The sequence below is a fragment of the Nonomuraea sp. SBT364 genome (genome assembly GCF_001083785.1).
Classification (GTDB): domain Bacteria; phylum Actinomycetota; class Actinomycetes; order Streptosporangiales; family Streptosporangiaceae; genus Nonomuraea.
The window spans coordinates 1-14432 of sequence record NZ_LAVL01000195.1 but is presented as its reverse complement, the minus strand read 5'-3'; the positions used below and the strand labels follow the sequence as shown (position 1 = coordinate 14432).

Genomic DNA, 14432 nt, shown 5'->3' with positions numbered 1-14432 from the left:
CCGCTGAGCGAGCTGGCCCGGCGGGCGGGGCGAACCCGGCCCGCCGGGCCAGCTCGCTCAGCGGCAGGCCGGCGCCGGGGTCGTCGTGCGCGAGCACCAGCGACTCCATGCCGCGCAGGAACCGCTCGACGTCGCCGGCGTCCATGACGGCCGAGGCGGCGTGCAGCGACAGGGCGACCGCGTCGCGCCACTCGTCCACGCGCAGGTAGGTGTCGTCGTCGTGGTGCGCCCACGCCTCCGGGACCGGGTTCCAGGTGAAGGCGGTGCGCCGGCCGCCGTACTCGCGGGTGCGCTGCTTGATGAAGTTGATCTCCGAGCCGAGCCGCACGGCCGCGCCGCGCCGCGAGCCCTCCCGCGACACCATCTCCACGACCTTGTCGTAGGGCACGTAGGCGTGCTCACGGGCCCGCTCGTACGCGGCGGCCACCCGGCTCAGCAGCTCGCCGAACGTCGGGTCGCCGGCGCAGCCGACCCGCACCAGCATCGGCGAGAACATGCACGTGAGCACGTCGGGGCAGGGATGCGACTCGCGGTTGCTGACGAAGGCCAGGTGCGCGACGTCCTCCTGGCCGGTGCAGGCGGCCGTCATGGCGGTCCAGGCGGCCACGTGCACCAGCGACGGCCACACCCCGTGCCGGGCGGCCACCCGCCGCGACGCGGCCAGCATCGCCGGCGAGATCAGCGTCGCGTGCCGGGCCGGCGGCCCCGGACGCTCCGCCCGCCGCTCCGCCCGCCGCGCCGCGAACGCGTCCGGCGGCAGCGCGGCGACCTGCTCCTGCCAGTACGCCATGGCCCGTGACGCCACGATGGCGGCGTCGGCCGACGCCTCGTGCCGGGCCAGGTCGGCGGGCTGGTGCCGGACCGGGAGCAGGGTGGCCGGGCGGCGGGCGGCGGCCCCGGCGCTCTGCGCGCGCAGCTCCCGCTTGATCTCGCCGAGCGTCCACACGTCCACGGCCAGATGGTTGAACACCAGGACGCAGTGCCGGGGCACCCCGCCCGAGGTGATCAGGCACGCCCGCACCGGCCACTCGGCGGCCAGGACGAACGGCCGGGTGCCGAGCTCCTCGATCACCTCGGCGGGCGCGGCGGTGCCGTCCCGCTCGGTGGTGACGACCGTGACCGGCAGCGGCGCCGGCGGACTCACCCGCTGCTCGGCGTCGGCGTCGAAGGTGGTGCGCAGGATCTCGTGCCGGCGCGTCAGGTACGTGAGCATCGCCCGGCAGGCGGCCACCGTGAGCCCCGAGGGCACGTCGAAGCGCAGGACCACGTGCGTCTCGTGCTGATGGCGGGGCGGCAGCTGGTGGACCCGCAGCCACATGTAGCGCTGGCCCCAGCACAAACTAGCGGATCTCACCGGTTCCACCCCCAGCGGTCGGCGCGGACACATTCGAGGATCAGCCTTTCCGGCGCCCGGGACAACCGCTGTTCAATGGCAGGTTCCGGCCGTGACTACCTGCCAGGAGCGCCATTGTTGACCGGCGTTCACGCATTCGGCAGCCTGAATATTCACCACTGGATTGGGGGTAACGCGATGCTGGAAATTCCGGACCGATTCCAGAGCATTCTGCGCGCGCATCTGCCGTACGCGGAGTCAGGCGGGCTGACCGCCCGCGACGAGCTGTCGGCGCTCGGTCTCGACTCGATGGGCGTGGTGCGGCTGATGGTCGACATCGAGAACGGCTACGCGCTGGAGCTGCCCGACGAGCTCCTGGACGAGAGCACGTTCGCGACCGTCGGCTCGCTGTGGACGGCGCTGTCCACGCTGATGACGACCCGGCCCCCGGACCGCCCCAGGCCGTTCTGACGCCGTCACCCTCGCAGGACCGCCGCCAGAGCCCGGCGGTCCACCTTCCCGTTGGCGTTGAGCGGCAGCTCCGCCAGCAGCGCGACCGACCGGGGCACCATGTAACCGGGCAGCACCTGCGTGACGCCCTTGACCAGCGCCACCGCGTCCAGCCCGGCGCCGGTGCACGCGGCGGCCAGTTCCGGCTCGCCGTCCGGGCCGGGCACAGCCAGCACGGCCGCCTCCTGCACCCCGGGCTGGCCGCGCAGCGCGTACTCCACCTCGCCCAGCTCCACCCGGTGGCCCGAGATCTTCACCTGCTGGTCCAGCCGGCCCAGGTGCACGAGCAGCCCGTCACGCCAGGCCACCCGGTCGCCGGTGCGGTACCACAGCTCGGGCGCCGCCGTGGCGCCCGTCACGGCCCCGGCCGCGACCTCGCCGTCGAACGCGGCGAACCGGCCCGCGTTCACCTCCGGGTCGGTGTAGCCGGGAAAGCGCTGCACGCCGCGCAGGCACAGCTCGCCCTCCTCCGCGGGACGGCCGTCGCCGTCGAGCACCAGGTGCTCGACCCCCGAGTACGGCAGGCCGATCGGCACCGTCCCGTTGGCCGTCTCCGGCCAGCGGGAGCGGTCGGCGGGCAGGCGGTACTCGGTGCAGCTCAGCGTCAGCTCCGTCGGCCCGTACACGTTCTCCAGGACGCTGCCGGGCGCGGCCGCCCGCCAGGCGTCGGCCTGCCGCAGCGTCAGCGGCTCCCCGCAGAACAGGCTCCACCGCAGCGACGGCATCGACCCCGGCGCCAGCCGGCGCAGCCGCATCGCCACCGACACCACCGACGGCACCGAGAACCAGTGGGTCAGCCCCTCCCTGGCGACGAACGCGACCGGCTTGAGCAGGTCGTAGCGCCCCGGCACGACCAGCGTCGCGCCGCTGCCCCAGGTGGCGAACAGGTCGAACACCGACAGGTCGAACGTCAGGTCGAAGGTCTGCGACACCCTGCTCCCCGGCCCGAGCCCGTACCGGGGGATCACGTGCCGCAGGTAGGCGTCCACGCTCCGGTGGCGGATCGGCACCCCTTTCGGCACCCCGGTCGACCCCGACGTGAACAGCACGTAGGCGACGTCGTCCAGCGCCGTGCCGGCAGGCGGCCGGCAGGCCGGCATGGGGCGGACCGTCCGCAGGTCGCCGGCGTCCACCCGCACCGTGACGGGGCCGCCGGCCAGGCCCGGAGGCTCGTGGGCGGCGTCGGACAGCACCGCGCCGAGGCCCGCGGACGCGGCCACCAGGCGGTTGCGCGCGGCCGGCGCGGCCGGGTTGAGGGGCACCACCGCCGCGCCGAGCCGCTGGATCGCCAGGTACCCGGCATACGCCAGCAGGCTCCGGCCCGCGTGCAGGCCCACCCGCGCCGGCGGCCCGTCGCAGGCGCCGGCGATCCGTGCCGCCAGCCATCCGGACAGCGTCTCCAGCTCGGCGTAGGTGTGGCGCTCGCCGCCCACCTCCAGGGCGGCCCGATCGCCGTGCCGCGCCGCGGAAGCGGCGAACCACTGGTAGAGGGTGCGTGCCATGGCCTCTTCCTCGATGACGGCCCGCTACCGGGGCGGCTCGGGCGGGCTGGACGGGAACAGCGCCGGCGGCAGCTCCCCGCCCGCGCTCCACAGGTCCTTCAGCGCCCGGCCGGGGTCCGTCAGCGCGAGCTGGATGCCGAGCGGGATCGTCCGCATGATGTCGGTCATCGCGGCGGCCGGCAGCACCTCGGGGTCGCCCAGCATGAGCACGCTGGTGCGCCCGCCGCGTACCTCCACCCGGACGCGGAACGCCTGCCCGTACGGCTGCGCGACAGGCGTCCAGGCCAGCTCGGCGGGCGTCTGGTCAGCCGGGTCGCTCGGCCGCCGGTCCACCTGGATGTAGTTGAACCAGGCGCGGAAGAAGTGGTTGACCCAGCAGCCGTGCTCCGGCGCCGGCCCGGCCACCCGCGTGATCCGGTCGAAGTCGTAGCTGCCGTGACGGTAGGCCCTGGCCCCCGACCAGTGCAGCCGCTTGATGTGGTCGGCGATCGTGGCCCGCCGGTCCACCTCGGTCACGACGGGGACGAGCTGGTTCATGGTGCCGATCAGGTGCTGGTCCTCCGGCGCGAACCGGTTGGACGACATCAGGCTCATCGTGACCCGGTCGGTGCCGAGGTGCCGCGCCAGGCCGGCGGCGACGAACGCCATCACGACCGCCGGGGCGGTGACGCCGTGCCTGCGGGCCGCCTCGGCGGCCAGGCCGCCCAGCCGCCGCGAGTGCAGCGTCAGCTCCAGCCGCTCGCGCTTGACCCGCGCGGGCAGCGTCGGCAGCTCGTCGGTGAGCCCCTCGGCCAGCACGGCGCGCCAGTAGCGCTCTGCGCTCTCCTGCCTGGGCAGCCAGTCGGCCGCCCGCTGCCGCCGCGCCACCTCGCGCGGCGCCGGTCCCAGCGGCGCCGGCCGGCCCGCGCCGGACGTCAGCGCCTTGAACTCGTCCTGCAGGTGGTGGATCGACCACACGTCCACGATCAGGTGGGAGAACGTGAGCGTCAGGTACACCGGCGCGCCGCGCGAGCTCACCATCCGGCCGCGCCAGTTGAGGTCGCCCGCCATCGCGAACGGCAGCGCCACCAGCTCGGCCTTGGTCCGCTCGTGCTCGGTCGGATCGGTCACCACCCGGTCGACCCGCTCGATCGGCAGCGCCACGTCCTCGTGCACGAGCTGCGACGGCGTGCCGCCGCCCGGGTCGTACGTGGTCCGCAGGGCCTCGTGCCGCGCGACGAGCCGCTCCAGCGCGGCCGTCACCTGGCCGGTGGACAGGCCGCGCAGGTCCCAGGTGGCCGGCAGGTTCGCCTCGGCCAGCCAGTCCTCCGGATACCGCTCGATCTCCCGCCAGCTGAAGAGCTGGCCGTGGCTGAGCGGAGACTCGACGGGCATACGCCCTCCTCCCGCGGCTTTCTCCGTCCGTTATTCATCCCCGACGGCGATCCCCGGGTCAAGGGGCGGACCGGTCGCGGGCGTTGGCCACAAATGGCGGCAACAAGGTGCCGCCCGCAGCCTGTGTGCCTGATCCGGGCCGCCAATTAGGGTCTCATTCACTATGCAATAGCCGCGAACTCGTCCGGCTGTCGGTAAATGCTTCACAGCCGTTCGGATAAACGGCGTCATTTGGACGCCCGAGGCTTTGGGGTGGCGCATTGATGGGTGAGTCGGGACAGCGGAGCGGGACGGACGCGATCGCCGTCGTCGGCATGGCGTGCAGGCTCCCACAGGCAGCCGATCCGGCGAGTTTCTGGAGACTCCTGCGCGAGGGCGTGGACGCGGTCACGGACGCGCCCGCCGGCCGATGGGCCGAGGTGGCCGAGTACCGGCGGGGCGGGTTCCTGGCCGACGTGGACGGCTTCGACGCCGCCTTCTTCGGCATCTCGCCCAACGAGGCGGCCGCGATGGACCCGCACCAGCGGCTGGCGCTCGAACTCGGCTGGGAGGCCCTGGAGCACGCCCGCGTCGTGCCCGCCGCCCTGCGCGGCAGCGCCGCCGGCGTCTTCCTCGGCGCCATCTCCCAGGACTACGCCGCCCTGCGGGACCGGGCGCCCGGCCCCGGCCGGCACGCCTACACCGGCGTCAACCGGGCGCTGATCGCCAACCGGATCTCGTACGTGCTCGGGCTGCGCGGCCCCAGCCTCACCCTCGACACCGGCCAGTCGTCGTCCCTCGTCGCGGTCCAGATGGCCGCGGCCAGCCTGCGGCGCGGCGAGAGCGACGTGGCGCTGGCCGGCGGCGTGAACCTGAACCTGCTCGCCGAGACCACCGCCGCCATCGGCGCGTTCGGCGCGCTGTCGCCCGACGGCCGCTGCCACGTCTTCGACGAGCGGGCCAACGGGTACGTGCGCGGCGAGGGCGGCGCCGTCGTGGTGCTCAAGCGGCTGGCCGACGCGCTGGCCGACGGCGACCGGGTGCACGCGGTGATCCTCGGCGGGGCCGTCAACAACGACGGCGGCGGCGAAGGGCTGACCGTGCCCAGCGCGCCGGCGCAGGAGGAGGTCATCAGGCTCGCCTGCGCCGAGGCCGGGGTGACGCCCGGCGAGGTGCGTTACGTCGAGCTGCACGGCACGGGCACCAAGGCCGGCGACCCGGTGGAGGCCGCCGCGCTCGGCGCCGTCTACGGGGCCGGCCGGGCCGAACCGCTCCTGGTCGGGTCCGTCAAGACGAACATCGGCCACCTGGAGGGCGCGGCGGGCATCGCCGGGCTGCTCAAGGTGGTGCTGGCGGTCGGGCATCGGGAGCTGCCCGCCAGCCTGCACTTCCGCACGCCGCCCGCGGAGATCCCGCTGGAGGCCCTGCGCCTGCGCGTCGTCCAGGAGACCCGCGCGTGGCCCGGGGACGGCCGCCTGCTGGCGGGCGTCAGCTCGTTCGGCATGGGCGGCACCAACTGCCACCTGATCATCGCCGAGCCCCCTCCCACGACGGCCGTCGCCGGGCCTGCGCCCGTCACGGTGATCGCCGGGGCCGGGCCGGCCGGTGCGGCGCGTGCGGAGGCGCCGGACGGCGGTGTGCCGTGGGTGGTGTCCGCACGGACCGAGGAGGCGGTGCGCGAGCAGGCCGCCCGGCTGGCCGGGCTCGCCGGCGACCCCGCGGCGGATCCGGCGGACGTGGCGCTGAGCCTCGCCACCACCAGGACGTCCTTCGAACGCCGCGCCGTCGTCCTCGCACCCGGCCGGGCCATGCGCCGGGAGGCCCTCAACGCCCTGGCCGAGGGCCGCCCGCACGACGCCGTCGTCACCGGGACCGCCGTCACCGGCGGATGCGCCTTCGTCTTCCCCGGGCAGGGATCGCAGTGGGCCGGGATGGCGCGCGAGCTGATCGCCGGCTCGCCGGTGTTCGCCGCGCGGCTCGCCGAGTGCGCCGACGCGCTCGGGCCCTTCACCTCCTACGCCCTGATGGACGTGCTGCGGGAGCGGCCCGGCGCCCCCGGCCTGGACCGGGTCGACGTGGTGCAGCCCGCGCTGTGGGCGGTCATGGTCTCGCTGGCCGAGACGTGGCGCGCGCACGGCGTGCACCCCGCCGTGGTCGTCGGCCACTCCCAGGGGGAGATCGCCGCCGCCGCCGTCGCCGGCGCGCTCACGCTGCCCGACGCCGCCAGGGTCGTCGCCCTGCGCAGCCGCGCCATCGCCGGGATCACCGGCCGGGGCGGCATGATGTCGGTCGCCGCACCGCTGGACGTGGTCGAGCCCGTGCTGCCCGAAGGCGTGTCCGTGGCGGCCTACAACGGGCCCCGCTCGCTGGTCGTCTCCGGCCCCCGGGAAGCGCTGGCCGAGCTCGCCGCCCGGTTGCCGGACCACCGCACCAAGATCATCCCGGTGGACTACGCGTCCCACTCGCCCGAGGTCGAGGTGGTACGCGAGGAGGTGCTCGCCGCCCTCGCCCCGATCCGGCCGGTGAGCAGCGCGACCACGTTCGTGTCGACGCTCACGGGCGAGCCGATGGACACCGCCGGGCTCGACGCCGCCTACTGGTACCGCAGCCTGCGCCGTCCGGTCCGGTTCGGCCAGGCGGTCCGCGCCGCCCTGGAGGACTGCGCGCTGTTCGTCGAGTGCAGCCCGCACCCGGTGCTGGTCACGGGCGTGGAGGAGACGGCCGAGGACGCCGGCCGGGACGTGGCCGTGACCGGCACCCTGCGCCGCGGCGAGGGCGGAGCCGACCGGCTGACCCGGTCGCTGGCCCAGGCGTACACGCAGGGCGCGCCGGTCGACTGGTCCCGGCTCTGCCCCGGCGGCCGCCCGGTCGACCTGCCCACGTACCCGTTCCAGCGCCTGCGCCACGGCACGCCCGCCCTGTCCCGCCGCACCCCGCCCCCGGGCACGCCGGACGTGCCGGCCACCGCCGCTGGGCCCGCGCAGGCCGTGAACGGCGGTGAGCCGGGCGCGGCGCGGCCGGCCGGGAGCTCGCGCGCCGAGGTGCGCGAGCTGGTGCTGGCCACCACGGCGCGGCTGCTCGGCTACGGCGATGTCGGCGCGGTCGAGCCGGGGCGCACGTTCAAGGACCTCGGCATGGAGTCGGCCACCGCCGTCGAGCTGCGCGACAGGCTGCGCTCGGCCACCGGGCTGCGGCTGCCCGCCGGACTGCTGTACGACCACCCCACGCCCGACCGGCTGGCCGGTCACCTGCACGCGCTGCTCACCGGAGGCGAGCCGGCACCCGCCACCACCGCCACCGGCCCGGCGGGGCCCGACGACGACCCGATCGCGGTCGTCGGCATGGGCTGCCGCTACCCCGGCGAGGTCGCCTCGCCCGAGGACCTCTGGCGGCTGGTCAGCACCGGCGCCGACGCGATCACCGAGTTCCCCGGCAACCGAGGCTGGGACCTCGACACGCTGTTCGGCTCCGGCTCGGGCACCAGCGACACCAGGCACGGCGGGTTCCTGCACGACGCCGACCGGTTCGACGCCGCGTTCTTCGGGATCAGCCCGCGCGAGGCCACCGCCATGGACCCGCAGCAGCGGCTGCTCCTGGAGATCTGCTGGGAGGCCGTCGAACGCGCCGGCATCGACCCGGCGACGCTGCGCGGCTCGGCCACCGGCGTGTACGTGGGCGCCATGGCTCCCGACTACGGCCCCCGGCTGCACCAGCCGGACGGCGCGTCCGACGGCCACCTGCTGACCGGCACCGCGCTCAGCGTCGTCTCCGGCCGCGTCGCCTACACGCTCGGCCTGCGCGGACCGGCGATCACCACCGACACCGCCTGCTCGTCCTCGCTCGTCTCGATCATCCTGGCGATGCGGGCGCTGCGGCGTGGCGAGTGCGCGATGGCCCTGGCGGGCGGCGTGACCGTGATGTCGACGCCCGGCATGTTCGTGGAGTTCAGCAGGCAGGGCGGGCTGGCCGGCGACGGCCGGTGCAAGGCGTTCTCCGCACAGGCCGACGGCACCGGCTGGGCCGAGGGCGCGGGCATGCTCGTGCTGGAACGGCTCTCCGACGCCCGGCGCCACGGTCACCCGGTCCTCGCCGTGCTGCGCGGCGGCGCGGTCAACCAGGACGGCGCCAGCAACGGCCTGACCGCCCCGAACGGGCAGGCGCAACGCGAGGTCATCCGGCAGGCGCTGGCCGACGCCCGGCTCACCGCCGCCGACGTCGACGCCGTGGAGGCGCACGGCACCGGCACCCGTCTCGGCGACCCCATCGAGGCCGACTCGGTCATCGCCGTGTACGGCGAGGGCCGCGACCCGGGACGGCCCGTCTGGCTCGGCTCGCTCAAGTCCAACATCGGCCACACCCAGGCCGCCGCCGGGGTGGCCGGGGTGATCAAGATGGTGAAGGCGCTGGAGCACCGCACCCTGCCGCCCACCCTGCACGCCGCCGACCCCACGCCGCACGTGGACTGGGCCTCGGCCGGGGTCAGCCTGCTCACCGCACCGGTCGAGCTCGACGGGGACCGGACGCCGCGGGCCGGGGTGTCCAGCTTCGGCATCAGCGGCACGAACGCGCACGTCATCGTGGAGGCCGCCCCGCCGCCCGCGCCGCTCCCGCCCGGGGAGCCGGTGGTCGGCACGGCCGCCGGGCCCATCGTGTGGACCGTGTCCGCCAGGACCGAGCCCGCCCTGCGCACCCAGGCCGCCCGCCTGCGCACGTACGCCGAGAACCTCGCAGCCGGAGCGGAAGCCGCCGGCGAAGCCGTGGCCGAGGACGACAGCGGAACCGCAGCCGCCGGTGAAGCGGCCGCCGGGCGCGTCATCGGGGTGCTCGTGGATGCCGGGCGGGCGCTGGCGCGGCGGGCCGCGTTCGCGCACCGGGCCGTCGTCGTGGCCGCCGACCCGGACGAGCTGCTGGCCGCGCTCGCCGCCCTGGCGGCCGGGACGCCGCACGCGGCCGTCACCAGCGGCGTCGCGCCCGCCGACGCCCGGCCGGTGTTCGTCTTCCCCGGCCAGGGCTCCCAGTGGGCCGGCATGGCCGTGGACCTGCTGGACAACAGCCCCGCCTTCCGTGAGCAGGCCGTCAGGTGCGACCGCGCGCTGTTCCCGTACACCGGCTGGTCCATCATCGACGTGCTGCGCGGCCGCGACGGCGCGCCCCCGATGGAGGGCTCGGACGTCATCCAGCCGGTGCTGTTCACCGTCATGGTCGCGCTGGCCGGGCTGTGGCGCTCGCTCGGCGTCCACCCCGCCGCCGTCGTCGGTCACTCGCAGGGCGAGATCGCCGCCGCGTGCGCCGCCGGGGCGCTCTCCCTGGAGGACGCCGCCCGCGTGGTCGTGCTCCGCAGCCGGGCGCTGACGCGGCTCGGCGACAAGGGCGGGATGATCGCCGTGTCGCTGCCCGCCGGTCGCGTCGGGGAACTGCTGGAGCCGTTCGCCGGACGCCTGTGGCCGGCCGTGTTCAGCGGCCCGTCCAGCACGGTGGTGGCGGGCGACGCCGACGCGCTGGACGAGTTCGCCGCCGCCTGCGGCGACGACGTCCAGGCCCGCCGGATCGCCATCGGCTACGCCGCGCACACCCCGCACATCGAGGAACTGCGCGAGGAGATCCTGCGCGTCCTCGACGGCGTACGGCCCCGCGACACCGAGGTGGCGTTCTGCTCCTCGTACGCGGGCGAGTTCATCGACCCCGGCGAGCTCACCCCGGAGTACTGGTTCACCGGGCTGCGCAACCCGGTCCGCTTCCAGCAGGCGGTCGAGGCGGTCGCGGCGACGGGGACGCCGGTGTTCGTCGAGGCCAGCCCGCACCCGGTGCTGACCGGCCACGTCCAGGACACGCTCGCGGCGGCCGGCGCCGCCGGAGGCGCCACGGGCACGCTGCGGCGCGGCGACGGCGGCGCGCCGAGGCTGTTCAAGGCGCTGGGCCAGGCGTGGGTGCTCGGCGCCGGCGTCGACTGGACCGCCGCGCTCGGCGTGGCCCGCCGCCGCCACGACGCCCTGCCCGGCTACCCGTTCGAGCGGAACCGGCACTGGCTCACCGCCCCCGCCGGCGGCTCGGGGGTCCTGCTGGGCATCGGCCGGCCGGGCTCCGGCCCGGGGCATCCGCTGCTTGAGGCCGTGCTGCCGCTCGCCGCCGGGGACGGATTCCTGCTGGCCGGGCGGCTGTCGGTGAGCGCCGTGCCGTGGCTGGCCGACCACGCGGTGGACGACGGCGTCCTGCTGCCCGGCACCGCCTTCGTCGAGCTGGCGCTGCAGGCCGCGGCCACGGCCGGCTGCGACACGGTCGAGGACCTCACCCTGGAGGCGCCCCTGCCGCTGCCGCCCGCGGGCGCCATGCACGTGCAGGTCAGCGTGGACGGCCCGGACGACCAGGGCCGCCGCGCCGTCGCCATCCACGCCCGCCCCGCCGGCGACGCCGACGCCCCCTGGACCCGCCACGCCACCGGCCTGCTCGGCTCCGGCTCCGGCTCCGAGCCCTCGCCCGAGCGGCTGCCCGAGGGCGTCCCGATCGGGCTGGACGGCGTGTACGACCTGCTCGCCGAGCGCGGGTACGCGTACGGTCCCGCCTTCCAGGGGCTGCACGCGGCCTGGCGCGACGGCGGCGACGCGTACGTGGAGGTGGCGCTGCCCGAGCCGGTACGCGCCGACGCCGGGCGGTTCGTCCTGCACCCGGCGCTGCTGGACGCGGTGCTGCACCTGGTGGTGCTGGAGTCGGCCGACGACCCGGCCGCGCTGCTGCTGCCGTTCTCCTGGAGCGGCGTACGGGTCGCCGCGCACGGGGCCGAGTCGGTGCGCGCCCGGATCACGGACCTGGGCGACGACCGGATCGCGCTGACGCTGTTCGACGGCGCGGGCGCCCGCGTCGCCGCGGCCGAGCTGGCCCTGCGCCGGCTGCCGAGAAGCGCCGCCCGCCCCGCCGCCGCGGCCGCCGGCTACGTCCTCGGCTGGACGCCCCTGCCCGAGCCGGCCGAGCTCGCGGGCGACGGGGGCTGGGCGGTCGTCGGGTACGACGAGGCGGCCGACGAGATGGAGGCCGAGCTGGAGCGGGCGGGGATCGCCGCGCCGCGCTACTACGACCTCGCCTCGCTGGCCGGGATGAGCGCCGGCCGGGTGCCCGCGACGGTGCTGGCGCCCGTCCACGCCGACGGCGACGACCTGCCGTACTCGGCGCACGACGCCCTGCGCGAGGTGCTCGACCTGGCGCAGGGCTGGCTCGCCGACGAGCGGTTCGCCGAGTCGCGGCTGGTGTTCGCCACCCGTCCCGGCGGGCCGGAGACGGCGGCCGTCTGGGGCCTGGTGCGGTCGGCGCAGTCCGAGCACCCCGGCCGCTTCGTCCTCGCCGAGATCGCCCCCGGCTTCACCGCCTGGCAGGACCTGGCCGCCGCCATCGCCTCCGGCGAGACCCAGCTCGCCACCACCACCGCCACCGCCACCGCCACCGCCACCGCCGCCGCGGCCACGGCCGCTGAGGGGCAGGGGCTGCTGGTGCCGCGGTTGAGCCGGGGCGAGTTCGCCTCGGGGGTGTCGCCGGAGATCTCCGGCACGGTGCTGGTGACGGGTGGCACCGGTGGGCTGGGCGCGCTGGTGGCGCGCCGCCTGGTGGCCCGTCACGGGGTGCGGGACCTGCTGCTGGTGTCGAGGCGCGGCGAGACGGCTCCGGGCGCCGGCGAGCTGGTGGCGGAGCTGGAGGAGCTGGGCGCCCACGTCACGGTCGCGGCCTGTGACGTCTCGGACCGCGACGCACTTACCCGGCTGCTGGCAGAGGTGCCACTGGCGGGTGTGGTGCACACCGCCGCCGTGCTCGACGACACCGTCCTGGAAGGGCTCTCCGGCGGCAGGCTCGACGCGGTGCTGGCGCCGAAGGCCGACGCGGCCTGGTACCTGCACGAGCTGACGCGGGATCGTGAGCTGTCGTTCTTCGTGTTGTTCTCGTCGCTGGCGGGTGTGCTGGGGAACGCCGGTCAGGGCAACTACGCGGCGGCGAACGCGTTCCTGGACGCGCTGGCGGCGCATCGGCGGGAGCTCGGCCTGGCGGCCGTGTCGGTGGCGTGGGGTCTGTGGGACACCGAGTCGGGTATGTCGGGCGGGCTGTCGCGGGCGGATGTGGCGCGGCTGGCGCGGGCGGGGATCGCGCCGCTGACCGTGGATCAAGGGCTGGAGCTGTTCGACACGGCTCTGACCGGCTCGGACCCGTTGATGGTCGCCGCCCGCTGGGACACCGCCGGGCTGCGCGCCAGGGCCGAGGCGGGCGACCTGCCGCCGATGCTCCGCGGACTCGTCCGCACCACACGCCGCGCGACGGCGGCGAGCACGGCCACCGTCGCCGGATCCGGCGGGCTGACCGAGCGGCTGGCGGGGATGAGCGAGGCCGACGGCCGGGCCCACCTGATCGAGCTGGTCCGCTCGCACGTCGCCGCGGTCCTGGCGCACGGCAGCCCCGGCGACGTGGACGTGGACCGGGCCTTCAACGAGCTCGGCTTCGACTCGCTCACCGCCGTCGAACTGCGCAACCGGCTCAACACCGACGCCGGGCTCCGGCTGCCCGCCACGCTGGTCTTCGACCACCCGACCGTCACGGCGCTCGCCGCCTACCTGTTCGGCGCGCTGGCGTCCGAGGCGCCGTCGGCCGAGGACGCGCTGCGGGCCGCCGTGGACCAGGCCGAGTCGATGCTGCGGACGGCCAACGGCGAGGCGGACGCGGTGCGCGGCCAGCTCGTCGCCATCCTGCAGAGCGCGCTCACGAGGATCGGCGCCACCGCCGCCGACCCCTCCGCCGACCCCGCCGTTTCCGGCGGGGCTGCGGAGATCGGTTCCGCATCGGACGAGGAGATCTTCGCCCTCATCGACAACCGGGCGATGACGTCCCCCCTGTCTATGGAAAGGCCAGAACGTGGCGAATGACGAGAAACTCCGTGCCTATCTCAAGCGTGTGACCGTCGAGCTGGCGGAGACCCGCCGGCGACTGGCCGACGAGGAGGGACGCCGGCACGAGCCGGTGGCGATCGTCGGCATGGCCTGCCGCTTCCCCGGCGGGGTGACGGGCCCGGAGGAGTTGTGGGACCTGGTGGCCTCCGGCGGCGACGCGATCAGCGCGTTCCCCTCTGACCGGGGCTGGGACGTGGACGGGTTGTACGACCCCGACCCGGAGGCGTCCGGCAAGTCCTATGTGCGCCACGGCGGGTTCTTGCACGACGCGGGGGAGTTCGACGCGGGGTTCTTCGGGATGAGCCCGCGCAGCGCGCTGGCGACCGATCCGCAGCACCGGTTGTTCCTGGAGTCGAGCTGGGAGGCGCTGGAGCGGGCCGGGATCGACCCGGGCACGCTGCGCGGCAGCCGCACCGGCGTCTACGCGGGCAGCATGTACGAGCTCTACTCCACGCGCTTCCTCGACCAGGTGCCCGAAGAGGTCGAGGGCACCCTGCTCACCTCCAGCACGCCGAGCGTGCTGTCCGGGCGCGTCTCCTACACGCTCGGCCTGGAGGGGCCGTCCATCACCGTGGACACGGCCTGCTCGTCCTCGCTGGTCGCGCTCCACCTCGCGACGCGGGCGCTGCGCCAGGACGAGTGCACGCTCGCGCTGGCCGGCGGCGTCACCGTGATCGCCGCCCCGGACATCTTCGTCGAGTTCTCGCGGCAGCGGGCGTTGTCGGCGGACGGGCGGTGCAAGTCGTTCTCGGCCTCGGCTGATGGGGCGGCGTGGGCCGAGGGTGTCGGGGTGCTGGTGCTGGAGCGGTTGTCGTC

6 protein-coding genes are annotated in these 14432 nt (G+C 75.6%); 3 read left to right on the top strand and 3 right to left on the bottom strand.

Translation table 11 applies throughout. The features are described from left to right. A partial coding sequence (locus tag ADY59_RS41885) for a condensation domain-containing protein (protein ID WP_197094099.1) occupies positions 1 to 1354 on the bottom strand: 1354 nt, incomplete at its 3' end. A gap of 177 nt (positions 1355 to 1531) precedes the next feature. Here ADY59_RS41885 and ADY59_RS41880 point away from each other — a divergent pair. Further along, positions 1532 to 1804, top strand: a complete 273-nt coding sequence (locus tag ADY59_RS41880; protein ID WP_049575161.1) for a phosphopantetheine-binding protein — start codon at positions 1532 to 1534, stop codon at positions 1802 to 1804. A gap of 5 nt (positions 1805 to 1809) precedes the next feature. On the opposite strand, the gene ADY59_RS41875 is transcribed toward ADY59_RS41880, so the two are convergent. Further along, positions 1810 to 3345 carry an AMP-binding protein gene (locus ADY59_RS41875; RefSeq protein WP_049575158.1) on the bottom strand — a complete coding sequence of 512 codons (1536 nt, stop codon included), beginning with the start codon at positions 3343 to 3345 and terminating at the stop codon, positions 1810 to 1812. Positions 3346 to 3369: 24 nt separating this feature from the next. Then, on the bottom strand, positions 3370 to 4719 hold the full coding sequence (locus ADY59_RS41870; RefSeq protein ID WP_049575156.1) for a condensation domain-containing protein: 1350 nt from the start codon (positions 4717 to 4719) through the stop codon (positions 3370 to 3372). Between the two features lie 263 nt (positions 4720 to 4982). Between ADY59_RS41870 and ADY59_RS41865 the strand changes: the two genes are divergently transcribed. Then, positions 4983 to 13592 (top strand): type I polyketide synthase, encoded by an 8610-nt coding sequence (locus ADY59_RS41865; RefSeq protein WP_082310813.1) that lies wholly within the window; start codon positions 4983 to 4985, stop codon positions 13590 to 13592. 28 nt (positions 13593 to 13620) lie between these two features. Further along, positions 13621 to 14432 (top strand): polyketide synthase (locus ADY59_RS41860; RefSeq protein ID WP_269433686.1); only part of this gene is annotated, 812 nt, incomplete at its 3' end.